We start from the raw sequence: 26,623 nt of genomic DNA, 5'->3' as shown, positions 1-26,623 counted from the left end.
GCAGAATTTAGTGTTGGATTGAACGAGCCCAAGTATCTGCAGCTCCTGTGACCAATCTATGAAAACAATGTGACAGTTAGATGACCGCGCGCGACTTCACCGGCCACCGGCTACCTGCATTGAAGGCATAGCGCCATGGTCGCCCGCCGACCATTCAGTCGCTATACTCGCCAAACCCGCATCCTTACGGGCCTGCACCAATAACAACAACCGCGCCGCGAGCCGTACTCGAGATGAACAACGACTTCGAACAGGATGATCCGATTCCCCAAGGCGATCTGGCACTGCAGATCACCGCGCTACCACGCGAAACCAATGGTTTCGGCGACATCTATGGTGGCTGGCTGGTATCGCAAATGGATTTGGCCGGTACCGCCATGGCCAGCAAGGTCGCAAGCGGCCGCGTGGCAACGGTGGCAATCGATCGCATGGCCTTTCTGGTGCCGGTCGCCGTCGGTGCACAACTGTCGTTTTACACCCAGGCCCTCGAGATCGGCCGCAGCTCGATCCAGATGCTGGTCGAGGTGTGGAGCGACGACCCGCTGTCCAGCGAATGGCGCAAGGTCACCGAGGCGGTATTCGTCTTCGTCGCCATCGACGGCAGCGGCCGCACCCGCCCGGTACCGGCGCGCCGCTGAAGCAACCAGCCGAGCCATCCTGCGGACTGCAAATCGCAGGATGTGCGGGCCGCGTCCTACCGAACCATCGCCTACGCCTTCTTCGCGCGAAAAACCCGGACAGCAGATACGCAAACGCCGGCTCGAGAGCCGGCGTTTTTTTGTGGCCCGGAATCAGCCGCGGATATTGTAGATGTCCTTCTCGTTGAGCTCGGCGTAGTCGTACAGACGCTGCAGATAGGCCTTCTGCTGCTCCCACACCTTGCTCGCCACCGGATCGGCTGCGGCGCTGGCATCGACCACTTCGGCGGCCACTTCCTTGAGTTTGGCCAGCACCTCGTCCGGCAGGCGGCGTACGTCCACGCCTTCGCCCTTGAGTTGCTCCAGGGCTTCCATGTTCTTGGCGTTGTAATCGTCGAGCATGTCGCCGTTCACATCACGCGCCGCGGCACGGACGATGGTTTGCAGGTCGGCCGGCAGGGTTTCCCAGGCCTTGATGTTGATGTCCAGCTCAAACAGCACGCTCGGCTCCTGCCAGCCCGGGGTGTAGTAATATTTGGCCGCTTTGTGCAGGCCCAGGGCCTGATCGTTGTATGGACCGATCCACTCGGTGGCGTCGATGGCGCCGGTCTGCATGGCGGTGAAGATCTCGCCGGCCGGCATATTGACCACGGTGCCGCCCATCTTGGTCAGCACTTCGCCGCCCAGGCCCGGGGTACGCATCTTCAGCCCCTGGAAATCCTCGACGCTGTTGATTTCCTTGTTGAACCAGCCAGCGGTCTGCACGCCCGTGTTACCACAGGCCATCGGCAGTACGCCGAAGGGTTTGTAGACCTCTTCCCACAGCTCGATGCCGCCGCCCTTGTGCAGCCAGGCGTTCATTTCCTGGGCATTGGGGCCGAATGGCAGAGCACAGAAGAACTGCGCAGCAGGCACCTTGCCTTTCCAGTAATAAGGCGCACCATGGCCCATCTCGGCGGTGCCACGGGATACCGCATCGAACACTTCCAGAGCCGGCACCAGCTCGCCGGCGGCATACACCTTGACCTTCAGGCGGCCATTACTCATTTGCTCGACCAGCGTGGCGAAGCGTTCGGCACCCACGCCTACGCCCGGAAAATTCTTCGGCCAGGAGGTAACCATCTTCCAGCTGAAAGTCTCGCTACTCGCACCTTCTTCGGGCTTGGCGGCGGTCTCAGCCTCTTTGTTGCAACCGGCCAATGCCGTGGCTGCAAGGCCTACACCCGCTGCTGCGAGAATTTGACGACGCTTCATGTAATAACTCCTTGTTGTTGTACTTAATGGTCTGAGCACCGGGATCGCCGGTATTCAGCTATACGTTGAGTAACACAGGAATCTATGCCTCTCAAGCTTAGCGACTACGTACGTAGTACTGCCGGTTGCGACGCGCTTACCCAGCCGCCTAGAATCCCCGGGTTTCCTGGCCATAACAATAAGGATCTGCCATGTCGAATCATCCCCCTCCCTTGCTCGGCTTAGCGCGCCTGCTCGACGCGATCAATGCCGGATTTGGCAAGGCCTGCGCCTGGCTCACCCTGTTTCTGGTTATCGGCACCGCGACCGTGGTGGTGTTGCGCTATGGCTTCGGCATTGGCGCCACCGCGCTACAGGAAGCCGTGCTCTATGCCCACGCCTTGGTGTTTATGGGCGCCGCCGCCTGGGTGCTGCAACGCAACGGCCATGTGCGCGTGGATATTTTCTACCAGAAGTTCAGTGGCCGCCGCCAGGCGCTGGTGGAAATCCTCGGCAACCTGCTGTTTCTCCTGCCGGTGTGCCTGTTCCTCGGCTGGAGCAGTTGGGATTACGTGGGCAATTCTTGGGCGACCCTGGAAGGATCGAGCGAGTCTGGTGGCCTGAAGTTCGTCTATCTACAGAAAAGCATCATCCTGGTGCTGGTCATCAGCCTGGTGCTGCAAGGAATCTCCGATTTGATCAAATCCGCCTATATCCTCGCCGGTCGCCTGCCTGCGCCGGAGGTGAAGCATGGTTGAGTTGATGGCGATCCTGCTGTTCATCTGCATCTGCGCGGCCTTGATGGCCGGCTATCCAGTGGCCTTCACCCTCGGCGGCGTGTCCCTGCTGTTTGCCGGCATCGGCATGCTCACCGGCACCTTCGATGGCAGTTACCTGAACGCCTTGCCCAACCGCCTGTTCGGCATCATGAACAACCAGACCATGCTGGCGGTGCCGCTGTTCGTGTTCATGGGGGTGATGCTGGAGAAGTCGCGGGTCGCCGAAGACCTGCTCGAATCCATGTCGCGGCTGTTCGGCACCCTGCGCGGCGGCCTGGCGATTTCCGTGTGCGTGGTCGGTGCGCTGCTCGCCGCCAGTACCGGCATCGTCGGCGCCACCGTGGTGACCATGGGCCTGCTGGCTCTGCCGACCATGCTGCGGCGCGGCTACGACCCGGCCATCGCCACCGGCACCCTGGCCGCAACCGGCACCCTGGGACAGATCATTCCGCCGTCGATCGTGCTGGTACTGCTGGGCGACGTGATGTCCAGCGCCTATCAGCAGGCGCAGTTGAAGATGGGTATCTTCTCGCCGAAAACCGTCTCGGTCGGCGACCTGTTCGTCGGCGCCCTGCTGCCCGGTCTGTTGCTGGTCAGCCTGTATATCCTCTACATCATCGGCGTGGCGATCTTCCAGCCGAAGAAACTGCCGGCGCTGCCGCAGGAAGAACTTGGCCCGATCGAATGGGGCAAGCTGATCAATGCCCTGGTGCCGCCACTGCTGCTGATCGGCGCGGTACTCGGTTCGATCCTCGCCGGTTACGCCACCCCCACCGAAGCAGCTGCCCTCGGGGCGCTGGGTGCCATGGTGCTGGCCTTGTACAAGGGCAAGCTGAACTTTGGCCAGTTGCGTGAAGTAGCCTATGGCACCACCGCGATCAGCGCCATGGTGTTCATGATCCTGATTGGCGCCTCGCTGTTCTCCCTGGTGTTCCGCGGCTTCGGCGGCGAGACCATGATCGAGGACATTTTCGCCCAACTGCCAGGCGGAGTACTCGGCGCCTTCTTCCTGGTGATGGTGGTGATCTTCCTGCTCGGCTTTATCCTCGACTTTATCGAGATCACCTTCGTGGTGGTGCCGATCGTCGGCCCGGTATTGCTGGCCATGGGGCTGGATCCGGTCTGGCTCGGCGTGATGATCGCGTTGAACCTGCAGACCTCCTTCCTCACCCCGCCGTTCGGCTTCGCCCTGTTCTACCTGCGCGGAGTCACACCCAGTTCGGTGCCCACCAGCACCATCTACAAGGGCGTGCTGCCGTTCATCCTGATCCAGCTGTTCTTGCTGGTAATCGCCTATATGTTCCCCGGCCTGATCACCTGGCTGCCGGAGCTGGTGTACGGCAAATAAAGCGGCGGCGGGCATGCCGGCATGTCCGCCCTACCCGTTTGATCCCGGGTGCGTTGTCGCTATTCGCTACGCAGCGCATCCACCGGATGCAGGCGCGCGGCGCGGCGGGCCGGGGCGATGCCGGCGAACAGGCCGATAAGCGCCGACAACAGCAGCGCCAGCAGCAGGAAACCGGGCGCCAGCTCCAGTGGCAGGGCGGGCAGACTCAAATGCACAATCGCCAGCAGCAGCCCCATCAACAGCAGGCCGAGCACCCCGCCGGCCAGCGAGAGCAACGCCGCTTCGGCGAGAAACAGCCCCAGCACCTGCCGCGGCGTGGCGCCAATGGCGCGCAGCAAGCCGATCTCGGCGGTGCGTTCGCCGACCGTGGTGGTCATGATGGTGAGAATGCCCACGGCCCCCACCAGCAGCGAGATGCCACCGAGGGCGGCGACGGCGATGGTCAGGGTGCCGAGAATGCGGTCGAGGCTGGAGAGCATGTCGTCCTGGGTGGTCAGGCTGAAGTCTTCGCGGCCGTGGCGCTCGATCAGCACCTGGCGCATCCGCTCGCTCAGTTCCCGCGAACCGATGCCGGCATTGAACATCACGTTGATCTCCATCAGGCCGTCGCGGTTGAACAGGCTCTGCGCCCAGTCCACCGGAATGTAGGCGATGTCGTCGAGGTCGAAGCCGAGCAACTGGCCCTTCTCCTCGATCACCCCGATCACCCGAAAGCGCATGCCGCCGACCCGCACTGCCTCACCCAGCGGGCTGACCTCGCCGAACAGCTCCTGGCGCAGCTTGTGCCCGAGTACCGCATAGGGCGGCGAGCGGCCGTCGCGGGCCGGCGGCAGGAACTGGCCGAGGGCCAGGCGAAAACCCCAGGCCTCGGCTAGCTGGTGGCCGCCGCCGATGATGTCGCTGTTACGGCTCATCACCCCGTACTGGATGTCGCCGCTGCCCTGAATAATCGGCACCACCGCCTCGACATGCGCCAACCGGCCGAGGGCATCGGCATCGCTCAGGCTCAACGGGCGCACGCTGCTGAGAATGCCACCGATGCCGCCGGTCTGGGTCTTGCCCGGATGCACGGCGATGATTCGCGTGCCGAACTGCGAGAAGTTATCCAGTACATAGACCCGCATGCCTTCGCCGATGGCGGTGAGCAGCGCCACCGCCGCGATGCCGATCGCCACCCCGAGCAGGGTCAGCAGGCTGCGCAACGGCCGACTGATCAGGGTCGTGGCGGTGAGGTGCAGGCCATCCTGCCAGCGCATCATGGCAGTGACCTTATGGACGGGCTATTGGTGCGCACGGCGCAGCCTACATCAAACCGCACGCCCAACCCGTAGGGTGCGCCATGCGCACCAGGGTGTCTTATCTGCGCGCGTCCGGACACCCCGGACGTCCGCAGAAGCGCGGGGGGCAACCTAGGTCCATGCCCGCGAACATCAGACGGCACAAGAGCATCGCGGGCATGGCCCGCTCCTACGCAAGGTATACGGCGGTTCACCTCGGACAGCGCGCCTAACCCGTAGGGTGCGCCGCGCGCACCATGGCCTCTCGCCGGCGTGTCCGGCGGCCCCCATGCCACGCCTACGGAGCCTGTCCCACCGTTCACGCCCGCGCCCCCGGCGGGCGCAATGCCGCCAGCGGCTCCATGCGCGCCGCCTGGTTGGCCGGCAGCCAGGCGAACAGCAGGGCGGCGAGCAGGGCCAACAGCAGCGAACCGAAGCGGGCCCAGACCGGCGTCTGCAGGGGAATTTCCCACAGCTGCCGGCCGAACCAGAGCAGTGCCTCGCTCAGGCCCAGACCGATCAGGCCACCGGCGAGGGCCAGCAACGCCGCCTCGCCAACAAACAACGCGCGCACCTGCGCCGGCCGTGCGCCCAGCGCCTTGAGCAGGCCGATCTCGGCGGTGCGCTGGTTCACCGCGATCCAGGTCACGTTCATGATCAGGATACCGGCCACCAGCAGGCTGATCGCGGCGATCCCTGCCAGGGCTAGGCTGAGGACGTCGAGAATGTCGTCGAACGCCGCGAGCATCGAGTCCTGGCTGATCAGGGTGACGTCCTCCTTGCCCTCGTGACGGGCCTTGATGGTCTCGAGGATCTGCCGCTTGCCACTGTCGAGGAAGTGCGGACCGCGCAGTTCGGCGAACACCCGGAACAGCCCCTCGCGGTTGAACAGCACCTGGGCGCTGGCCACCGGGATGATCAGCATCTCGCCGAAATCCATGCCCAGCGATTCGCCGCGCTCGCCGAGAATGCCCACCACCCGGAAGCGCCGGTCGCCGGCGCGCAGCCACTCGCCCAGGGCCGGCCGCGCGCCGAACAACTCGCGCCTGAGGCTGAGGCCGATCACGCAGACCGCCTCGGCCTGATCCAGTGCCAGCGCCGGCAGGATCTGCCCCTGCGCCACATCGAGCTGGCGGATGGCGAAGAATTCGTGGCTGGTGCCCAGGGTGAAGGCCTCGCGCACCCGGTTGCCGACACTGACCTCGACCTGTCCGGCCTGCAGCGGTGCGACCCGCCGTACGCTAGGCAGGCGGCCGATGGCCTCGGCATCGCCCAGGGTCAGATCGCGGGTGGCCAGGCCGGTGATCGGCGGCATGCCGCCGCTGGTTTCCTTGCGTCCCGGCAGCACGATCAGGGTGTTGCGCCCGAGCAGGGAGAATTCGCCGATGACGAATTGCCGCGCGCCCTCGGCCAGGCCGGTGAGCAGGTTCACCGCGACCACGCCGATGGCCATGGCCAGCAGCAGCATCAGGCTGCGCGAGCGGTGGCCACCCAGGGCGCCGAGCATCAGCCCCAGGCCGTCAGCCGCGCGCATCGCCAGAGCCCTGCTGGATGTCGTCGATGATCTGGCCGTCACGCATGCTCAGGCGCCGCCGCGCCCGGCCGCCGATGGCGGGGTCGTGGGTCACCACCAGCAGGGTCAGGCCCTCGCCGTTGAGTTCCTCGAGCAGTGCCACCACCTCGGCGCCGGAATGACTGTCGAGGTTGCCGGTGGGCTCGTCCGCCAGCAGCAGCGCCGGCTGCATGACCATGGCCCGGGCGATGGCCACGCGCTGGCGCTGGCCGCCGGACAGCTCGGCCGGGCGGTGCTTGACCCGATCGCCGAGGTTCAGCCGCTCGACCAGGCGCGCGCTGCGCCGGCTGCGCTCGGCGGGTTCGAGCCCGGCCAGGAGCATCGGCAGTTCGATGTTCTCCAGGGCGGTCAGGCGCGGGATCAAATGATAGGACTGAAAGACGAAGCCGATATGCCGGCTGCGCAGTTCGGCCCGACGGTTCTCATCGAGCGCCGCGGTGGCCTCGCCGTTCAGCCAGTACTCGCCGCTGTCCGGTGCATCCAGCAGGCCGAGGATGTTCAGCAGGGTCGACTTGCCCGAGCCGGACGGCCCCATCACCGCCAGGTACTCGCCGGGGCTGACCTGCAGATCGACCCGATCCAGGCCCTTGACCTGTTGATCGCCGAGAATGAAACAACGGCTGACCCCGCTCAGGCGGATCATGGCCCGCCCTCACCCTCGGCAATCACCGCCACGCCATCGGCCAGGCCGTCCTGCTCCAGGCTGGCGAGAATCCGCTCGCCCTCGGCCAGCCCCTCGAGCACCTCGGTCCAGCGCCAGTTGCTCAGTCCGGTGCTCAGGCGCACCTCGCGCAGCACCCCGGCCACGGCGTCATAACGCAGCACCCGGCGTCCTTCCAGCAGGCTTTCGGTCGGAATGCGCAGGGCCTGCGGGCGCTGCTCGATAATGACTTCCACGTCGGCGCTGTAACCGGTCAGCAGCGCCAGATCGAGCGGAACCGGGTCGAAGTGCGCCTCGACATCGACGGTGCGCGCCTGGCGTTCGAGGTCGCGGACAAAGGGCGCGATACGGCTGACCCTGCCCTGGAAATGTTCGCCACGAAAGGCGTCCAGGCCGATCCGTACCGGCATGCCCGGTTTGACCCGCGCCGCATCCACCTCGTCGATCGGCGCCTCGACATACAGGCAGCTGTCATCGATCAGATCCACCGCCGGCGGCGTCGGAATACCCGGTGGCGAGGGGGTGACGAACTCGCCGACTTCGCCGTTGATCTCGGCGATGATGCCGGCGAACGGCGCGCGCAGGGTGGCCTGATCGAGCAGCGCGCGCTGCAGGGCCAGGTTCGCCTCGGTCTCGCGGATGGTCATGGCGGCGGCGCTGCAGGCCAGCGCCGACAGGCGCGCGCGGGTGGCGCTCTGATCGACCCGATCCGCGGCCACCAACTGACGCGCCTGCAGGCTTGCCAGACGCTGATGGTCGCGGCGCTCCAGATCCGCCTGCAGGCAACGCTGCTGGCGCTGATTGCCCAGTCCATCCAGGCGCGCCTCGACCTCGCGCACGCGGGCCTTTAATTCGTCCTGGCGCAGGCGCATCAACACCTGACCGGCCTCCACCCGCTGGCCCTCCTCGACCAGGCGTTCGCTGACCTGGGCGCCCAGGTTGAACGACAGCTGGGTGCGCCGACAGGCCTTGAGCGTACCGGCGCGGGTATTGGCCACCAGGGCCTCGACCGGGCCGCGCTGCACCGTGACCAGGCGCACCGGCAGCGGCTGCGGTCGACTCCACCACCAGAACGCCGCCGCCACGCCCAGCAACAGCGGTACAGCCAGCAACAATTTGCGCATCGCAGCCTCCCTTCGCTCGCGTTCAGCCTAGGCCAGAGGGAACCGGGCAACAATGCGCCAAGTCAGTGAATCGGGCGGTCTGGCCTTTGCCGACACAGCGGTTCACACTTTCCATATGAAGAGCAATCGAGGAGCGCAGTCATGAACGGAACCGAACAACGTCCACAGGTGGAGCGGGTGGACATCAACGAGCTGGCCTGCTGGCGCGTGCGCACCGCCAACGCCGAACTGCTGGTCGCGCAACAGGGTGCGCAGATTCTCAGCTACCAACGCGATGGCGAGCAGCCGCTGATCTGGCTCAGCGAGCAGGCCGAATTCAAGCAAGGCCGAGGCGTGCGCGGCGGGGTGCCGGTGTGCTGGCCCTGGTTCGGCGACCTGCGGCGCAACCCGGAGCAGGTGCAGGCCATGCATCAGCCCGGGCAGATGATAGTGCCGGCCCATGGCCTGGTACGGTCGCTGGACTGGCAGCTGCTCGGCATCGACAGCCAGGACCACGGCGTCGTCCTCGAATTCGCCTTCAACAGTGTCGAACAGCCGCAGGCAGAATGGCCGCATGCCGCCGAGCTGAAGCTGCGCATCCGCCTCGACGACCAGCTACACCTCGACCTCGAGACGCGCAACCTCGGCGACACGCCCCTGGCCTTCAGCCAGGCCCTGCACAGCTACTTCGCGGTCAGCGATATTCGCCAGGTGCGCGTCGAGGGACTGAGGGGCTGCCGCTACATCGACACCCTGGACAACTGGCTGGAACGGCAACAGAGCGACACCCTGAGCTTTCACGGCGAAACCGACCGCATCTACCTGGATACCCCGGCGCAACTGAGCATCGTCGACCCTGCCTGGCAGCGACGCATCCAGTTGCGCAGCAGTAACTCAGCCTCGGCCGTGCTGTGGAACCCCTGGATCGACAAAGCCCGACGCCTCTCGCAATTCGCCGAAGACGCCTGGCAAGGCATGCTCTGCATCGAGCACGCCAACGTCCTGGAAGACACCGTGCTGCTCGCCCCCGGCGCCCTGCACCAGCTCAGCGTCAGCCTGTGGAGCGAAGCCTTGCCTGGCTGAGACGACAAGCCGCTGACGGCTTGATTGCCGTTGGCGGCGCCTCGCGCTGCATAACGCGCGCGCATAAGCCTCGCGTTGCATAAATAGCGCAGCAAAAACCCTACATCCCTCACATAAATGAACCTATGAATTTCAACTTCTGTGATGCGCCACTACTTTGCCAGTAAGTTATCGCCTACACGAAACGATCATTATCTCGCACGTGCATAAAACACTTTTAAACTTGCGTATTGGCTCGCAAAAACAAGGGGAACTATTGCCCCGGCGATAACTCCTGCAATCTTCGTCACTGCAATGCACTTCACACTTTCAAAGGTTGCCCCATAGCCATCATGGGGCTAGGATGCCGGCCTCACAGGGAATTTGCGCAACTTGTTGCACATATAAGTGCGCAACAAGTTGCGCAACTCAGGCAAATCAAAGCGCGTCGCCGGACATGGGCTCGCTTACTTCCGATTTACCGGATCAATCATTGAGTCATGGAATGACCTACTCAAATAAGCTCACTGCCCATTATTTGCAACTGGCCAAACTGCCCATTAATGAAGGGGACTTTGCCGGCAGCGACGTGCGCTATTCCAGTGAATATGAAGTTCTGGAAATCGAGCTGGGCAAGGCCACCGCCCTGCATGAAACTGCGGCCATCGACTGGCAAAAAGTCCGCGAAAACAGCGAACTACTGCTCAGCGCCCATTCCAAGGATTTGCGCGTCGCCGCCTGGCTGATCTGGGGCCTCTATCAGCGCGAATCCTTCCCCGGCCTGCAAGCCGGCTTGAGCCTGCTGCACTACCTGTGCCTCAACCACTGGGACGAGCTGCACCCACGCAAGGCGCGCACCCGTGCCGCCGCCATCAGTTGGTTGATCCCACGCCTGGAACAGGCGCTGGCCGAACACGTGCCGATTGGCGAGCAACTGGCGCTGTTCCGCAGTTTGGCCGAACAACTGCGGGCTCTCGAAGCCTGCCTGTCCGAACACCTGGGCGTAGAGGCGCCACTGCTGCTACCGCTGTGCCGGCGCCTCGACGACCTGGTCAAGCGCGCCAGCCAGGGCCAGCCAGAGCCGGGTAGCGTTGGCGCCGCATTGGCCCAGGTCAAACAGGTCGCCAGCCAGATGCTCGCGCCCGGCGCCCCTGTCGAAAACGAAAAAGAAGCGCACAAGAGCCTGCGCAGCCTGCAGGACCAGGCCCGGCCACTGTGCGCCTACTGGCTCAAGCAGAAAGCCAGCGATCTGCGCGCCCTGCGCCTGGCCCGCACCCTGCTGTGGCTACCGATCGACAGCCTGCCGGAGCGCAACGCCGAGCAGATCACCGCTCTGCGCGGCCTGCCCGTGGACAAACTGGCCAGCTATCAGGAACGCTATCAGCAAGACCAGTACGCCGACCTGCTGGTCGACCTGGAAGCCAGCATTGCCCGCGCCCCCTTCTGGCTCGACGGTCAGCACCTGGCCTGGCAGTGCCTGGAAGGCCTGAATGCCGAACAGGCGATGCGCGAAGTGGAAATCCAGCTGGCGCTGTTCATGCAGCGCATGAGCGGCCTGGAAGAACTGCGCTTTCACGATGGCAGCGCCTTCGCCGATGCCCAGACCCGCGCCTGGTTAAGCTCCCATGTCATGCCGCACCTGCAGGCCCCGGTCACTGCCAGCGCCCCGGCGGCCAACGATGGCGACAGCCAGCCAGCCTGGGACATCGCCCTGCAGGAAGTGCTGCCGAAGCTGCGCAAGGACGGCCTCAAAGCCGCCGTGCAACAAATTAAAAAGGGGTTGGCCAAGGCCCGCGGCGGCCGCGAACGTTTTTTCTGGCAACTGACCCTGGCGCGCCTCTGCTACAGCGCCAAGAAGTACGAGCTGGCCAAGACTCAGCTCGAATCGCTCGACCAGACGCTAAAGGCCTCCGGCCTCGGCGACTGGGAACCCGATCTCGCCCTGGACGTACTGCGCATGCTGCACAGCTGCTGTGAGTTGCTGCCGCAGAACCACGCGGTGCGTGAAAGCAAGGAAGAGATCTACCGCAGGTTGTGCCACCTCGATCTTGAAGTGGTACTGGACTAGGCCCTCGGGCCATAACCGTAACGGAGAATGACCATGGCCAAAGAAGGCTCGGTAGCCCCCAAGGAACGCATCAACGTCACTTTCAAACCTTCCACCGGCGGCGCCCAGGAAGAGATCGAACTGCCACTGAAACTGATGGTACTCGGTGATTTCACCCAGCGCGCCGACGAACGCAAGATCGAAGACCGCAAACCGATCGCCATCGACAAGAACAGCTTCGACGAGGTCCTGGCCAAGCAGGAACTCAGCCTGACCTTCGGCGTACCCAACCGTCTGCAGGACGAACCGAGCGACGACGAACTGGCCGTGCAGCTGAACATCAACTCGATGAAGGACTTCAACCCGGCCAGCCTGGTCGAGCAAGTGCCTGAGCTGAAGAAGCTGATGGAACTGCGCGACGCCCTGATGGCACTGAAAGGCCCGCTGGGCAATGCCCCGGCCTTCCGCAAGGCAATCGAAAGCGTACTCGCCGACGACGACTCGCGTGAACGTGTACTCGGTGAGCTTGGCCTGGCCGCCCAAGGCAAGCTGGACTCCTGATCCCAATTAACAAGGAAGCTGATTCATGAGCACTAGTGCAGCAGTAGAACGCGGTCGCAGCGCCGACGAGCTCGGCATTCTCGACCGCATCATCGCCGAGACCAAACTGACTCCGGACGACGAAGCCTATGACATCGCCAAGCGCGGCGTGTCGGCGTTCATCGAAGAGTTGCTGAAACCGCAGAATGAAAACGAGCCGGTGAAAAAGGCCATGGTCGACCGCATGATCGCGGAAATCGACGCCAAGCTCAGCCAGCAGATGGACGAAATCCTCCACAACGCCGAGTTCCAGGCCCTGGAATCATCCTGGCGCGGCCTGCAACTGCTGGTGGACCGGACCAACTTCCGCGAGAACATCAAGCTGGAGATCATCAACGCCTCCAAGCAGGATCTGCTCGACGACTTCGAAGACAGCCCGGAAATCACCCAATCCGGCCTGTACAAGCACATCTACACCGCCGAATACGGCCAGTTCGGTGGCCAGCCGGTCGGCGCCCTGATCGCCAACTACTTCTTCGACCCGAGCTCCCCGGACATCAAGACCCTGCAGTACGTCGCCAGCGTCGCCACCATGTCCCACGCGCCCTTCATCGCCGCGGCCGGCCCCAAGTTCTTCGGCCTGGAAAGCTTCACCGGCCTGCCGGACCTGAAAGACCTGAAAGACCACTTCGAAGGCCCGCAGTTCGCCAAATGGCAGAGCTTCCGCGAGCAGGAAGATGCCCGTTACGTCGGCCTGACCGTGCCGCGTTTCCTCCTGCGCACCCCCTACGACCCGGAAGACAACCCGGTGAAGACCTTCGTCTACAAGGAAAACGTCGCCAACAGCCACGAGCATTACCTGTGGGGCAACACCGCCTACACCTTCGCCTCCAAGCTGACCGACAGCTTCGCCAAGTTCCGCTGGTGCCCGAATATCATCGGCCCACAGAGCGGCGGCGCGGTAGAAGACCTGCCGTTGCACCACTTCGAAAGCATGGGCGAGATCGAAACCAAGATCCCCACCGAAGTGCTGGTCTCCGACCGTCGTGAATACGAACTGGCCGAAGAGGGCTTTATCGCCCTGACCATGCGCAAGGGCAGCGACAACGCCGCGTTCTTCTCCGCCAACTCGGCGCAGAAGCCGAAGTTCTTCGGCACCGGCGCAGAAGGCAAGACCGCCGAGCTGAACTACAAGCTCGGCACCCAGCTGCCCTACCTGTTCATCGTCAACCGCCTGGCCCACTACCTGAAAGTGCTGCAGCGCGAACAGATCGGCGCCTGGAAAGAGCGCACCGACCTCGAACTGGAACTCAACAAGTGGATCCGCCAGTTCGTCGCCGACCAGGAAAACCCCAGCGCAGAAATCCGTGGCCGCCGTCCGCTGCGCGCCGCCCAGGTTATCGTCAGTGACGTCGAAGGCGAACCTGGCTGGTACCGCGTCAGCCTCAACGTGCGCCCGCACTTCAAGTACATGGGTGCCGATTTCACCCTGTCCTTGGTTGGCAAGCTGGATAAGGAGTAAGCAGCCGTGGCCGGGTACGGAAGTCTATTCGAACGCCTCGGCGGCGAAGCCAGCCAACGTGCTGGCTGGAGCCGCGAGGTCGCCGCCATGGCGTCGGTGGCGACCCACCTGGCCAAAATGCTCAGCACCCGGGCGGGCAGCGTGCAAACGCTGCCCGACTACGGGTTGCCCGATCTCAACGATATGCGCCTGTCGCTGCATGATTCGCTGCAACAGGCGCGTATCGCCATCGAACGCTTTATCGAAGCGTACGAACCGCGTTTGCGCGAGGTGCGGGTGATTTCCCTGCCCCGCCACCACGATCCGCTCAGCCTGTGCTTCGCCATCGAAGGCCTGCTGGAAATCGAAGGCTGCAAACGCCAAGTGAGTTTCTCCGCGAGCCTGAACGGTAGCGGACAGGTCAAGGTCAATTAAGGAGAGCCCCATGTCAGGTAAACCCGCCGCCCGCCTCGGCGATCCCACCGCCTGCCCGATTCCCGGCCACGGCAGCAACCCGATCGCCGCCGGCTCGCCCAACGTGCTGTTCGACGGCCTGCCGGCCGCCCGCATGGGCGACGCCTCGGCCTGCGGCGGCGCCCTGGCCAGCGCGGTAATTCCCACCGTCCTGATCAACGGCATGCCAGCAACCACCGTCGGCACCGTGGGTAGCCATGGCAATACAGTGACGGCGGGTTCCGGGACGGTGATTATTGGGATGAGTGGGGGCGGGGCCGGGTTTACGGCGCCCTCGGCAATGACCGTCGCGGCAGTGTTCGATGAGCAATTTCGTATCATCGATGGTGAAGGAAAGCCACTTGCCAACGTTCCTTTTCACATCAAAGACCAATCCGGGAATATTTATCAAGGCTTCTCAGATGGCGCAGGGCAAACACAGCGCATTCGCACCGCAGCAAAGGAAACGCTTGAGATAACCACTGGTGTGGCTGCCCTCGAAAAGTGGGACAGCGCATGAGCGAATTCCAATGTACCGCCGAAACGAATGAACAACCTGGGTCGGTGAGTGATGTTCCTGGCTATCTTATGCCTGCCCGTGCGTTCTTCTTTATTGTTGTTGAAGAGGTAGGCAAAGACGGTTTTTTGGTGCGCAAAATCTACGCATCAATTAAGAGCCCTTACCTAGCCAATATGCAGCTTTCCCCGCTACAGGCGCTTTCGGAAGTAAGCCCTGAGCGGTATGGAATGATGCCAAAAAATCCAAATGCATCAGTGAGCATCGCTGAACATGTCATGGGGAAAAATTCCTCTCAATTCCTCTCTACTAGTTCAATCTTTCCTGAGGGCTCACCTCGTTTCGATGGCCGAAGCATTTTTATTGATATTGAAAAAGCTAAGCGTGCGGGCGCCAGGCTCGTTTCAACTGAGGAAATACTCGCCGATCTTAATCAGTACAAAGCGCAACACCCCCATCTGGCTAAGCGCGTGGACAAGATCGCGAGTTATGTCCGAGAAATAGATAAAGAAATACTAATAGACGGCAAGAAGGTCCCGGCGAGTGCCGTGTTCAACCAGCAGTCGCTCAGTGTGACCAATGCTCTAGTAAGGTCTGCACGCGTGGTTCAGGTTCTAGGAGTTGCTTTCACCGCCTATGACCTTACTCAAGCCAGCCGAGAATCGATTGAAATTGGTAGTGCCAAACCCATTTCCGCCGAGTTGGTTCGACAAGCAGGCGGCTGGGGAATGGCATGGGCCGGCTTCAAGGTAGGTGGAGTAGCCGGTGCGGCGGTAGGCATAGAAAGCGGTCCGGGAGCTATTGCGACAGGCCTGATCGGCGGCATCATTTTCGGCGCCGCTGGCTATTTTGGCGCGGACTGGGTGGCTGACCACATCTATGAGAATTGAAGGCACAGACATGTTCCCATTCTTCAGAAAAGCTAAAGCAGGCAAGGATGCTTCCGTCGTCCATACCACTGCGGTGCGAAATGAGCTTCAGGAATTGGTCGCTCTGTACCCGGTCGAGCCTCTGCCTGCATCAGCCTCAACCTCAAGCTTTCCCTTGGTCACTACACTCGAACCATTCGGGCTTGCTGCCTACCATATGAGCCTGATGCCGCGTGATAGCAGCTTGGCTGAACTACGCAACGTTATTGAGCACGAAGACTTCCGGCATGAAGTGCAGCAATCAGCGCGATTCCTATCGTTGCGCAACCCGGCCGGTAAGACTGTGTCGCTCTGCGAACAGACCGAATTCAACAACGTATCTCTGATCCTTATTACTAACAGCGTGCAGCTCATCACGGCACTGCGTCAGATAGATCTTGCGCCGCCCACTCCCTGGGAAGTTTTCCCAGAAGTCGACCCCGAGTCGCTAGGCAGCCCTCAAGGCGAAATGGCGTATTGGTGGAACACCTACTGGGCTCCGTTCTGGAACAGCCTCGAAAAATCAGAGCAAATCGCTTTCCTCGGCCGTTTCGACTGTCCCGCGGAATGGCGTGAGTTCATCGAGTTTCACGATGGCATAAATAATCAGGAAGTATCCCCTTGATGATCGGCGAAGCATGCAGGGATATGCATCTACGCTATCGAGGCCTATCAAGGGTCGTCACGATATTGGGGTGCAGCTCGCTATTGAACGCCTGCGTGATCTACCCGCATACGGTGCCGGTCACTCCGCCTGTCGAGGGCAATCTGGTGTCGGTCGAAAGCGGTGCTCCAATTGCCGATGCCGACGTGACGCTACGTATCTACAGCGATATGTCACGAACCTACAGAACCATCAGTGACAAGACTGGGCGCTTTGCCTTTGCCGATCATTCGGACTATCGCCTGATCGCCATGCTGGCAGATGCGCCACTCTGCGCCACCACGCTGACCATCGAGGCATCCGGCTATAAAGCCCGTAACTGCACCTGGGGTTCGACGCGTTGGTGCTCAGGTCAATCCATGCCTGCGTTTGCCAATATTCCACTCATTCCCAAGCACAGTTCCAGTGAATACAGGACGCTTCCGGCGTCAGGTATCCCCGCCTGTGACGGTACGTACTGAAAGGAATCAGTCAGTGTCTTTCAACCACTACTACCAGAGCGAACTCACCGCCCTGCGCCAGCTTGGCAAGCGCTTTGCCGAGCGCAGCCCGGCGTTGGCGCCGTTTCTTGGGCAGAGCGGGCGCGACCCGGATGTCGAGCGGCTGCTGGAGGGTTTCGCCTTTCTTACCGGGCGCTTGCGGCAGAAGCTCGACGACGAGCTGCCGGAGCTGACCCATTCGTTGATGCACCTGCTGTGGCCGAACTATATGCGTCCGCTGCCGGCCTTCAGCATGCTGCAGTTCGACCCTCTGCAGCGCCCCGGGCCGGCGTTGCCGGTGCCGCGCCATACGCCGGTGGAGTCCAAGCCGATCCAGGGCGTGACCTGTCGATTCCGCACCGCCTTCGCCACCGAAGTGCTGCCGTTGGCGCTCACCGGCCTGGATTACTCGGTCAAGGGCGACGGCGCGCTGCTCAGCCTGCGTCTGGCGATGAGCGCCGACGGTCATCTGGGCGATCTCGACCTCAAGCAACTGCGCCTGCACCTGGCCGGCGAGCGTTATATCAGCCAGTTGCTCTACCTGAGCCTGCTGAATCACCTGGGCGGCATCCAGTTGGTGCTGCTCGATGGCGCCGGCAAGCCGCTGGTGGATGCTTTCGATCAGCCGGTCGCGGCCTTGAAGTTACCCGCCAGCAACGTGCAACCGGTGGGCTTTGCCGAAGACGAAGCCTTGATTCCCTATCCGCTGAATACCTTCCGCGGCTACCGCTACCTGCAGGAATACTTCGCCTTCCAGGACAAGTTCCTGTTCGTCGACCTCAAGGGCCTGGATGCGCTCAAGCGTCTGCCGGCGGATCTGCTCAAGCAGGCCCGCGGCATCGAGCTGCGCTTCGATATCCACAAGGCCGGGGGGCAGCGCATCCGGCCGACCCTGGATAACGTGCGCCTGTACTGCACGCCGGTGGTCAATCTGTTCGCCCACGACGCCATCCCGATCCGCCTGGACGGCAAGCAGGACCAGTACCTGTTGCTGCCGTCCGAGCTCGATTCGCAGCACTGCGGGGTGTTCTCGGTCGATCGCGTCACCGGCTGGAAGCCCGGCGGCAAGGGCTACGAAGAATACGTGCCGTTCGAGTCCTTCGAACACGACGCCAGTTTCGACGTGCCCCATGCCCGTCCGCACTACAGCGTGCGCCAGCAGCCCTCGATGCTCGGCGACGGCCTGGAGACCTACCTGAGCTTCGGCCTGCGCAACCTCGATCAGCACGAGACGCTGTCGATCGAACTGACCTGCACCAACCAGAATCTGCCTCGTCAACTGGGCCTGGGCGATATCTGCCTGCCCAGCGAAGACACCCCGGAGTTCCTCACCTTCCGCAATATCAGCGCGGTGACGCCCAGCTACGCGCCGCCGCTGCACCGCGATTTCCTCTGGAAGCTGATCAGCAACATGTCGCTGAACTACCTGTCGCTGGCCAACGTCGAAGCGCTCAAGGTGATCCTCGAGACCTACGATCTGCCGCGCTATTACGACCAGCATGCGGAGAAGGTCAGCAAGCGTTTGCTCAATGGCCTGAAAAGCATCAGCCACCAGCACGTCGACCGCCTGCACCGCGGCCTACCGGTGCGCGGCGTGCGCACCCAGTTGACCATGAACCCCGAGGGCTATGTCGGTGAGGGCGATCTGTTTCTCTTCGCCACCGTACTCAATGAATTTTTCGCCCTGTATGCCAGCTTGAACTCGTACCACGAGCTGCGCGTACAGAGCACACAGGGAGAGGTGTACCAATGGACGCCGCGCATGGGGCAACAGCCCCTGCTCTAAGCCGCTTGAGCCGGGGCATCCGCGAATACAGCCTGTTCCAGGGTGTGCAGCTGGTGCTGGATCGCTTGCAGGCCGCCCATCCCGAACTGGATGAGGAGGCGCTGTATCAGCGCCTGGAACTGCAGGCCAATCCGAGTCTGGGCTTTCCCGGCAGCGATATCGATCGCGTGCAGTTCTTCGAGGAGCACGGCGAACTGCGCGCGCGCCTGCGCATCAACCTGGTCAGCCTGTTCGGCGCCGGCTCGCCGTTGCCGGCCTTCTATGGCGAGCAGGCCCTGGGCGACAGCGTCGACGGCAACCCCACGCGGGATTTCCTCGACCTGTTCAATAACCGCCTGCAGCGCCTGCTGCTGCCTATCCGGCAGAAGTACCGCTACCACGCACGCTTCCAGAGCGGTGCGCTAGACCCCTTCTCCGAGCAGCTGTTCGCCCTGATCGGTCTCGGCGGTGCGCAGATCCGCGCCGCCTCGGAGCTGAACTGGAAGCGCCTGCTGCCCTACCTCGGCCTGCTCAGTTTGCGCGCCCATTCGGCGGCGCTGATCGAGTCGGTGCTGCGTTACTACTTCAAGCACGCCGAGTTGTTTATCGAACAATGCCTGGAACGCCAGGTCGAGATTCTCGGCGAGCAGCGCAACCGCCTCGGCCTGGCCAATAGCCAACTGGGCGAAAGCCTGGTGCTCGGCGAGTTCGTGCGCGATCGCGGCGGCAAATTCCGCATCCATGTGCAGCAGCTCAACTGGGAGCGCTTCCACGAATTCCTGCCGACCGGCAACGGCTATCAGCCGCTGTGCGCGCTGGTGCGCTTCACCCTGCGCGACCCGCTGGATTACGACATACGCCTGGAACTGCGCCAGGACGAAATTCGCGAACTGCGCCTCGGCGCCGACAACCCCTGCCTGCTGGGCTGGACCACCTGGCTCGGGCGCGATAACGCCGACGGCGTGGTCACCCTCGGCAGCAAAACTCACTAGGGAAAGAGAGAGCAATGATCAACGTCGATCTGCAACAGCTGGTACAGGCCCTCGACGCCGCCACCAAGAATGATCTGGAACTCGCGGCCGAGCGCTGCGTGGTACGTGGCGGCAGCAAGATACTGGTCGAAGACCTGCTGCTCGGCCTGCTCGAGTGCCCGGACGGCCTGCTCGGCCGCGCCCTGCAGGATGCCGAAGTCGACGCCGGCGAGCTGGCCCGCGCGCTGCAACCACGCGGCGAGCACAACGAGTCGCGCAACCCGGTGTTCTCCACCGAGCTGGTGCAATGGCTGCAGGACGCCCTGCTGGTCGCCAACCTGGAACTCGGCCAGAACCAGGTCGACCAGGCGGCGCTGATCCTCGCCCTGCTGCGCAACCCGCTGCGTTACGCCGGCAGCCATTACCAGGCGCTGCTGAGCAAGCTGAATCCCGAGCGCCTGCGCGATTTCGCCATGGCCCAGCAAGCGCAACCCGCCGCGGGGAAACCTGCGGCTGGCGGCGAATCCAACCTCTCGCGTTTTACCCACAACTTCACCCAGCAAGCCCGCGACGGCAAACTCGACCCGGTGCTGTGCCGCGACGCGGCGATCCGCCAGATGATCGACATCCTCGCCCGCCGGCGTAAAAGCAACCCGATCGTGGTCGGCGAAGCCGGCGTCGGCAAGACCGCCATCGTCGAAGGCCTGGCCCTGCGCATCGCCGCGGGCGAAGTGCCGGACGCGCTCAAGGGCGTCGAGCTGCTGTGCCTGGACCTCGGCCTGCTGCAGGCCGGTGCCAGCGTCAAAGGCGAATTCGAACGACGCCTGCAGGGCGTGATCGATGAAGTGAAGGGCTCGCCCAAGCCGATCATCCTGTTTATCGACGAAGCCCACACCCTGATCGGTGCCGGCGGTCAGGCCGGTGGCGGCGACGCGGCCAACCTGCTCAAGCCGGCCCTGGCCCGTGGCGAGCTGCGCACCATCGCCGCCACCACCTGGAGCGAATACAAGAAGTACTTCGAGAAAGACCCGGCCCTGGCCCGCCGCTTCCAACCGGTTCAGCTGCTCGAACCCACCGTCGACGAAGCGGTGACCATCCTCCGCGGCCTGGCCCCGGTGTACGAGAAGAGCCATGGTATCTACCTGCGCGACGACGCCGTGGTCGCCGCCGCCGAGCTGTCCGCGCGCTACCTCGCTGGCCGCCAATTGCCCGATAAAGCCGTCGATGTGCTGGACACCGCCTGCGCCCGGGTGCGCATCAGCCTGGCCGCCGCGCCGGAAGCGCTGGAGCGCCTGCGTGGCGAAATCGCCGAAGGCGAACGCCAGGGCGAGGCCATGGGCCGCGACCTGGACGCAGGCCTGAACATCGATAGCGACGCCCTCGAGCAACTCGAACAGCGTCTGAGCGAAGCCCGCGCCGAGCTGGAGCAGATCGAAACCCGCTGGGCTATCCAGCGCGAGCTGGCCACCCGCCTGCTCGAACTACGCAAGCAGTGCGCCAGCGCGCGTGCAGCGAGCATTGGAGAAAGCCCCGAGCAAGCGGCAGAGCTGCAACAACTGGAAGCCGAACTGCGCGAAGTGCAGGCCGAACTGGCCGCAGCCCAGGCCAACGAGCGCCTGGTCAGCTTCGAAGTCTGCCCGCGCCTGGTCGCCGAAGTGATCAGCCACTGGACGGGCGTGCCGCTGAGCCAGCTGGCCCGCGAACACAACAGCAAGGTGCTGAGCTTCGCCAGCGACCTGCGCTTGCGTCTGCGCGGCCAGGAACAGGCGATCGAGGCCCTGGACCGTTCGATGCGCGCCACCGCTGCCGGCCTCAACCGCGCCGATGCGCCGGTCGGGGTGTTCCTGCTGGTCGGCCCCAGCGGCGTCGGCAAGACCGAAACCGCCCTGGCCCTGGCCGACCTGCTGTATGGCGGCGAGCGTTTCCTCACCACCATCAACATGTCCGAGTTCCAGGAAAAGCACAGCGTCTCGCGACTGATCGGCGCGCCGCCCGGCTATGTCGGTTACGGCGAGGGCGGCATGCTCACCGAGGCAGTACGCCAGAAGCCCTACTCGGTGATCCTGCTCGATGAAGTGGAAAAAGCCGACCCGGACGTGATGAACATCTTCTATCAGATCTTCGACAAGGGCGTGGCCAACGACGGCGAAGGGCGCGAGATCAACTTCCGCAACACACTGATCCTGATGACCAGCAACCTCGCCAGCGAGCGCATCGCCAGCCTCTGCCAGGGCGGCCAGCGTCCGAACGCGCAAGACCTGGAACAGGCGATTCGCCCGACCCTGTCGCAGCACTTCAAGCCGGCGCTGCTCGGTCGTATGCGCGTGGTGCCCTACTACCCGATCGATGGCGAGGTGCTCAACGAGCTGGTCGGTCTCAAGCTCGCGCGCTTCGGCGAACGCCTGGCCCGTCGCCAGTTGCAGTTCAGCCATTGCCCGGCCCTGCTGGAAAACCTCGCCGAACGCTGCAGTCACAGCGACAGCGGTGCGCGCCTGATCGATCACCTGATCGACCAACACCTGCAACCGCTGGTGGTCGACCGCCTGCTGGCCGCCATGGCCAACGGTGAAACCCTGCAGCGCGTGCACGCCACCCTCGACGGCGAAGGAACGGTGGTCTGTGAGTTCGCTTAAGGTCTCGCCGATGTTCCACCAGGTGCCGCAGCCGCTGCGCTACGCCGAAGCACTGCTCGAACGCTTCGCCGGCCTGGCGCGGGAGGCCAGTGGCGATGCCCTGCTCGGCGGCCTGGTCGAGGCCGCGGCGCAGCTTTCTGGCTGTGCGTTGAGCCAGTTGTACCTGCTCGACGAGACCCATACTCGCCTGACCCTGTGCGCCGAATGGCAGAACGGCCTGCTGCAACCCCGTGCAGAGGCCAGCCTCCCCAGTGACTACAACGGCGAGCAGCTACTGCAATATTGCCTGTGCCAGAACCAGGTGCTGAGCCTCGACGAACTGGACGGCAGCCTGCACCAGATCGGCTTCCTGCCGGAAGTGAGCCAGTCCTGGCGCAGCCTGCTGTGCCTGCCGCTGCTCGACGAGCAGAAGCGGGTCAACGGCCTGCTATTGATCGCCAGCCAGATCAGCGGCGACCTGCAAGGTTTCGCCGGTTCGCTGGGGCATCTCGGCGGCTTCGTCATCGCCCAGCTGCACCTGCTGCAACGCCTGCGCGCGCCCCGTGTGGATCTGCCGGTCAGCGGCATAGTCGCGGCCTGCGCCAGCGGCTACGGCCTGATCGGCGACAGCGCGCCGATGCGCGAGCTGTATCAGATGATCGGCAAGGTGCTGCACAACCCGGTCAGCGTGCTACTGACCGGTGAAACCGGCACCGGCAAGGAACTGGTGGCCCGCGCCATCCACGATTGCGGCTTCCGCCGCAGCCAGGCCTTCGTCGTGCAAAACTGCGCCTCGCTGCCGGAAAATCTGCTGGAGAGCGAGCTGTTCGGCTATCGCAAAGGCGCCTTTACCGGCGCCGACCGCGACCATCAGGGCCTGTTCGATGCGGCCGATGGCGGCACCCTGTTCCTCGACGAGATCGGCGACATGCCCCTGGCCCTGCAGGCCAAGCTGTTGCGCGTGCTGCAGGAAGGCGAAGTCCGCCCCCTGGGCTGCAACGAAACCCACACCGTCGATGTGCGCATCGTCGCTGCGACCCATTGCGCGCTGCGTGAACAGGTGGAAGCGGGGCGTTTCCGCGAAGACCTGTTCTATCGCCTGGCGCAATTTCCCATCGAGCTGCCGCCCTTGCGCGAGCGCGATCAGGACATCCTGACCCTGGCCCGGCATTTCGCCGACAAGGCCAGCGCCCTGCTCCAGCGCGACCCCTGCCGCTGGGCCGAGAGCACCCTGGAACACCTCAGCGGCTATGCCTTTCCCGGTAATGTGCGCGAACTCAAAGGGGTGGTCGAGCGCGCCGTATTACTCTGCGAAGGCGGCGAACTGCTGCCCGCGCATTTCAACCTGCGTCAGGACCACAACGCGGACGACACCGGCATGAACCTGCGCGAACGCATGGAGCGAGTCGAACGCAGCCTGCTGCTCGACTGCCTGCGCAAGAACCGCGGCAACCAGACCAGCGCCGCCGGCGAACTGGGCCTGCCCCGGCGCACCCTGCTGTACCGCATGCAGCGGCTGAATATCAGCCCGGCTGATGTTTAAGGCTTAAGGAGAAGAGCATGTTCGATTCAGCCAACCAGACCCATTTCAGCCTGAGTATCGAAGGCCTCGCGCACGATCTGCAGGTCCTCGAATTCAGCGGCCGCGAAGCGATCAGCCAGCCGTTCGCCTTCGAGCTGGAACTGGTCAGCGAGCGCCCGGATATCGACCTGGAAAGCCTGTTGCACCAGCCGGCGTTTCTCGCCTTCGCGCCCGGCGGCAACGGTATCCATGGCCTGGTCTATCGCGTCGCCCAGGGCGAGTCCGGCAAACGCCTGCACCGTTACCACGTCACCCTGCGCCCGCAGCTGGTCTACCTGGCGCACCGCGTGAATCAGCGCATTTTCCAGCACCTCAGGGTGGAAAAGATCATCAGCCAGGTACTGGAAGAACACGGCATCCAGAACAACGCCTACGCCTTCCAGTTCGGCCCGACCGTCTACCCAGAACGCGAATACTGCGTGCAGTACGACGAGTCGGACCTGCACTTTATTCAGCGTCTGTGCGAGGAAGAAGGGATTCACTACCACTTCCAGCACAGCGAGCAGGGCCATGTGCTGGTCTTCGGCGACGACCAGACGGTGTTCCCGAAACTGCCGGCCACCGCCTACCAGCAGGACAGCGGCCTGGTTGCCGACGAACCTGTGGTCAAGCGCTTCGCCCTGCGCCTGGAGACCCGCACCAACCGCGTCACCCGCCGCGACTACGACTTAGAAAAACCGCGCCTGCTGATGGAAGCGGCATTCAACAGCGAGTTCAGCCTCGACCTCGAGGACTACGACTACCCAGGCCGTTTCGTCGAGCGCGAGCGCGGCAAGCACCTGAGCAAACGCGCCCTGGAACGCCACCGCAGCGACTACGAACTGGCCACTGGTGAAAGCGACCAACCGTTGCTGGTCAGCGGCCACTACCTCAACCTCGGCGCCCACCCGCGCGAGGAGTGGAACCAACTCTGGCTGCTGAGCGAAATCTTCCATCAGGGTAAGCAACCCCAGGTGCTGGAAGAGTCCGTCACCAGCCACACCCAGGTCAGCGACGGCTTCCAACAGGGCTACCGCAACCGCTTCAGCGCCACGCCCTGGGATGTACTGCATCGCCCGCCGCTTAACCACCCGAAACCCAAGGTGCTCGGCAGCCAGACCGCCGTGGTCACCGGCCCCGCCGGCGAAGAAATTCACTGCGATGAGTACGGCCGGGTAAAGGTGCAATTTCACTGGGATCGCGAAGGCCAGGGCAACGACAAAACCAGCTGCTGGCTGCGCGTCGCCTCCAGCTGGGCCGGCGACCGTTACGGCGGCATCGCCATCCCGCGAGTCGGCATGGAAGTGCTGGTGACCTTCCTCGAAGGCGACCCCGATCAGCCGCTAGTCACCGGCTGCCTGTACCACGCCGAACACCTGGTGCCCTATCCACTGCCGGCCAACAAGACCCGCTCGGTCTTCAAAACTCTGAGCAGCCCCGGCGGCGGCGGTTACAACGAACTGCGCATAGAGGACAAGAAAGGCGAGGAGCAGATCTACCTGCACGCCGAGCGCGACTGGGATGAAAACATCGAGCACGACCAGAAGATCCGCGTCGGCAACCAGCGTCACGACACGGTGGAAGCCAACAGCTACAGCGAATTCCAGGTTGAAGAACACCGCACCACCCACGCCGACCGCAAAGTGGAAGCGCGTAGCAACGACCACCTGACCGTCGCCACCACCCAACACGTAAAAGTCGGCGTCGGCCAATTCGTCGAAGCCGGCAGCGAAATCCACTACTACGCCGGCAGCAAAGTGGTGATCGACGCCGGCATGGAACTCACTGCGGCAGGCGGCGGCAGCTTCCTCAAACTCGACCCCGGCGGCGTCACCCTCAGCGGCGCAACGATCAAGATGAACTCCGGCGGAGCGCCGGGCAAAGGCACGGGGATCGGCATTCTGCCGCCGGTGATTCCGTGGGCGGCGGATAAGGATAAGGCGGGCGAGAAGCCGCAACTGGCGTTGGCCAACAGCCCTATGCGCCTGCGCTCCATCGCCAAAGACGACTTATTGCTGAGCGCCCAGTGCCATCAACAACCTAGCGGAACTTGCCCCTTGGAGACCTGCCCATGTGGCAAGAACAGCCAGACTATTTGAATGCAGCGCGGCACGAGCAGCTACCTGTAGACAACGAACAGTTTTATATCCTTTTGGACGGCGCACTGCTGGAGGTGCCCACGTTTGCCTACACGCATGACCACAACCCAACATTGCAGCAGCTCTATGCCGGTACTCGTCACAGCAGTGCGATTGAGGTCAGTCCATGTCTTGTCCAGCCCTCATCTGGCAGCGGCCTTTGGGCTGTTGAAGATAAATGGCGCCATTGCGGCATCGTCATCCAGAGCGATGCCGATATTCACGTGCTCGCCGGGCATCTGCGCAGCCTGATCAGTATGCGCTTGCCATCCGGACAGCTCGCTTATTGCCGCTTTTATGCACCCAGCTGGCTGAACCGCCTCCTGAGCAACTTTACCGAGGGGGAATTTTCAGCGTTTTCTGGCCCAGTACAGCGCTGGTTTGCCTATGACCAGAGCACCTGGCTGAGCCTGGGTGCAAGCAACAAAGGGCAGCAGCGCCTGGCGGATGATGACGGCTGGTTCTGCTTGCGCCAGGACCAGCTCGACCTGCTACAGACAGATGAAAAACAGCGCTTTATCGAGCGCATGGCAGTCCACTTCGACTGCCCACGGCCAACGGTTCCCGAAGGCGTTGCCGCCCGTGAGCGCATGGCAACGCTAGTCCAACAGGCGCGCATTCTAGGTTTCGACCAAGAGTACCAGTGCACGCACTACCTCGAGCTGGCCTGGCGCTTTCCAGAGGACATCACTGCAGCCGAATTGAAAAGCCTGTTGAATGACCGCAGTCTGACCGCGGACACACGCCTGGAACAAGCGGAGAGCCGCTTGTTCGGCTTGGCATAAAGGAGATT

Annotated in this window: 23 protein-coding genes; 18 read left to right on the top strand and 5 right to left on the bottom strand. The window is 63.3% G+C overall.

The genetic code is table 11. From position 1 onward, the window contains the following. The first annotated feature begins 233 nt into the window (after window positions 1–233). The gene (locus R3355_RS18250) at window positions 234–638 is read left to right on the top strand and encodes an acyl-CoA thioesterase (RefSeq protein ID WP_318950325.1); all 405 of its coding nucleotides are present in this window, start codon (window positions 234–236) and stop codon (window positions 636–638) included. 153 nt (window positions 639–791) lie between these two features. Here R3355_RS18250 and R3355_RS18245 read toward each other — a convergent pair whose 3' ends face one another. Next, window positions 792–1,892, bottom strand: a complete 1,101-nt coding sequence (locus tag R3355_RS18245; RefSeq protein ID WP_318962497.1) for a TRAP transporter substrate-binding protein — start codon at window positions 1,890–1,892, stop codon at window positions 792–794. A gap of 191 nt (window positions 1,893–2,083) precedes the next feature. Between R3355_RS18245 and R3355_RS18240 the strand changes: the two genes are divergently transcribed. After that, entirely contained in the window at window positions 2,084–2,629 is a 546-nt protein-coding gene (locus R3355_RS18240) for a TRAP transporter small permease subunit (RefSeq protein WP_318950329.1), read from the top strand. After that, a complete protein-coding gene (locus R3355_RS18235) occupies window positions 2,622–3,998 on the top strand; it encodes a TRAP transporter large permease subunit (protein ID WP_318962496.1) in 1,377 nt (458 codons plus the stop codon). Before R3355_RS18240 ends, R3355_RS18235 begins: the two co-directional genes overlap by 8 nt. Before the next feature lie 59 nt (window positions 3,999–4,057). Here the strand turns inward: R3355_RS18235 and R3355_RS18230 are convergent, their stop codons facing one another. From R3355_RS18230 to R3355_RS18215, 4 genes are all read right to left on the bottom strand, one after another. Next, window positions 4,058–5,254: an ABC transporter permease gene (locus R3355_RS18230; RefSeq protein WP_318962568.1), complete on the bottom strand. Its 1,197-nt coding sequence runs from the start codon at window positions 5,252–5,254 to the stop codon at window positions 4,058–4,060. Between the two features lie 340 nt (window positions 5,255–5,594). Further along, window positions 5,595–6,809 (bottom strand): ABC transporter permease, encoded by a 1,215-nt coding sequence (locus R3355_RS18225; RefSeq protein ID WP_318962494.1) that lies wholly within the window; start codon window positions 6,807–6,809, stop codon window positions 5,595–5,597. Continuing rightward, on the bottom strand, window positions 6,796–7,491 hold the full coding sequence (locus tag R3355_RS18220) for an ABC transporter ATP-binding protein (protein ID WP_318962493.1): 696 nt from the start codon (window positions 7,489–7,491) through the stop codon (window positions 6,796–6,798). Before R3355_RS18220 ends, R3355_RS18225 begins: the two co-directional genes overlap by 14 nt. After that, window positions 7,488–8,633 (bottom strand): efflux RND transporter periplasmic adaptor subunit, encoded by a 1,146-nt coding sequence (locus R3355_RS18215; RefSeq protein WP_318962492.1) that lies wholly within the window; start codon window positions 8,631–8,633, stop codon window positions 7,488–7,490. The genes R3355_RS18220 and R3355_RS18215 overlap by 4 nt, the downstream gene beginning before the upstream one ends. A gap of 141 nt (window positions 8,634–8,774) precedes the next feature. On the opposite strand from R3355_RS18215, the gene R3355_RS18210 reads away from it, so the two are divergent. From R3355_RS18210 to R3355_RS18140, 15 genes are all read left to right on the top strand, one after another. After that, on the top strand, window positions 8,775–9,695 hold the full coding sequence (locus R3355_RS18210) for a D-hexose-6-phosphate mutarotase (RefSeq protein WP_318962491.1): 921 nt from the start codon (window positions 8,775–8,777) through the stop codon (window positions 9,693–9,695). 484 nt (window positions 9,696–10,179) lie between these two features. After that, a complete protein-coding gene (gene tssA / locus R3355_RS18205; protein WP_318962490.1) occupies window positions 10,180–11,742 on the top strand; it encodes a type VI secretion system protein TssA in 1,563 nt (520 codons plus the stop codon). 33 nt (window positions 11,743–11,775) lie between these two features. Further along, window positions 11,776–12,282 carry a type VI secretion system contractile sheath small subunit gene (gene tssB / locus R3355_RS18200; RefSeq protein WP_318962489.1) on the top strand — a complete coding sequence of 169 codons (507 nt, stop codon included), beginning with the start codon at window positions 11,776–11,778 and terminating at the stop codon, window positions 12,280–12,282. A gap of 25 nt (window positions 12,283–12,307) precedes the next feature. Then, window positions 12,308–13,783: a type VI secretion system contractile sheath large subunit gene (gene tssC / locus R3355_RS18195; protein WP_318962488.1), complete on the top strand. Its 1,476-nt coding sequence runs from the start codon at window positions 12,308–12,310 to the stop codon at window positions 13,781–13,783. A gap of 6 nt (window positions 13,784–13,789) precedes the next feature. Further along, window positions 13,790–14,197, top strand: a complete 408-nt coding sequence (tssE, locus tag R3355_RS18190; protein WP_318962486.1) for a type VI secretion system baseplate subunit TssE — start codon at window positions 13,790–13,792, stop codon at window positions 14,195–14,197. A gap of 10 nt (window positions 14,198–14,207) precedes the next feature. Continuing rightward, the gene (locus R3355_RS18185) at window positions 14,208–14,735 is read left to right on the top strand and encodes a PAAR domain-containing protein (RefSeq protein WP_318962485.1); all 528 of its coding nucleotides are present in this window, start codon (window positions 14,208–14,210) and stop codon (window positions 14,733–14,735) included. Continuing rightward, window positions 14,732–15,622: a glycine zipper family protein gene (locus R3355_RS18180; RefSeq protein WP_318962483.1), complete on the top strand. Its 891-nt coding sequence runs from the start codon at window positions 14,732–14,734 to the stop codon at window positions 15,620–15,622. Before R3355_RS18185 ends, R3355_RS18180 begins: the two co-directional genes overlap by 4 nt. Before the next feature lie 10 nt (window positions 15,623–15,632). After that, a complete protein-coding gene (locus R3355_RS18175; protein WP_318962482.1) occupies window positions 15,633–16,265 on the top strand; it encodes a hypothetical protein in 633 nt (210 codons plus the stop codon). A 95-nt stretch (window positions 16,266–16,360) separates the two neighbouring features. Continuing rightward, on the top strand, window positions 16,361–16,765 hold the full coding sequence (locus R3355_RS18170) for a carboxypeptidase-like regulatory domain-containing protein (protein ID WP_318962481.1): 405 nt from the start codon (window positions 16,361–16,363) through the stop codon (window positions 16,763–16,765). Between the two features lie 13 nt (window positions 16,766–16,778). Further along, the gene (gene tssF / locus R3355_RS18165) at window positions 16,779–18,569 is read left to right on the top strand and encodes a type VI secretion system baseplate subunit TssF (protein ID WP_318962480.1); all 1,791 of its coding nucleotides are present in this window, start codon (window positions 16,779–16,781) and stop codon (window positions 18,567–18,569) included. Then, window positions 18,533–19,540: a type VI secretion system baseplate subunit TssG gene (gene tssG / locus R3355_RS18160; RefSeq protein WP_318947992.1), complete on the top strand. Its 1,008-nt coding sequence runs from the start codon at window positions 18,533–18,535 to the stop codon at window positions 19,538–19,540. The genes tssF and tssG overlap by 37 nt, the downstream gene beginning before the upstream one ends. Window positions 19,541–19,554: 14 nt before the next feature. Continuing rightward, a complete protein-coding gene (gene tssH, locus R3355_RS18155; RefSeq protein ID WP_318962479.1) occupies window positions 19,555–22,152 on the top strand; it encodes a type VI secretion system ATPase TssH in 2,598 nt (865 codons plus the stop codon). A 10-nt stretch (window positions 22,153–22,162) separates the two neighbouring features. Then, window positions 22,163–23,674, top strand: coding sequence for a sigma-54 interaction domain-containing protein (locus R3355_RS18150; RefSeq protein ID WP_318962567.1), 1,512 nt, complete (start codon window positions 22,163–22,165; stop codon window positions 23,672–23,674). A gap of 17 nt (window positions 23,675–23,691) precedes the next feature. Further along, window positions 23,692–25,791, top strand: coding sequence for a type VI secretion system tip protein VgrG (locus R3355_RS18145; protein ID WP_318962478.1), 2,100 nt, complete (start codon window positions 23,692–23,694; stop codon window positions 25,789–25,791). Next, the gene (locus tag R3355_RS18140) at window positions 25,764–26,615 is read left to right on the top strand and encodes a DUF4123 domain-containing protein (RefSeq protein ID WP_318962477.1); all 852 of its coding nucleotides are present in this window, start codon (window positions 25,764–25,766) and stop codon (window positions 26,613–26,615) included. Before R3355_RS18145 ends, R3355_RS18140 begins: the two co-directional genes overlap by 28 nt. Window positions 26,616–26,623 lie beyond the last annotated feature (8 nt).

Origin of the sequence: Pseudomonas sp. (genome assembly GCF_033723075.1) — a bacterium.
Taxonomy (GTDB): domain Bacteria; phylum Pseudomonadota; class Gammaproteobacteria; order Pseudomonadales; family Pseudomonadaceae; genus Aquipseudomonas.
This window is presented reverse-complemented; position numbering and strand designations above follow the sequence as displayed.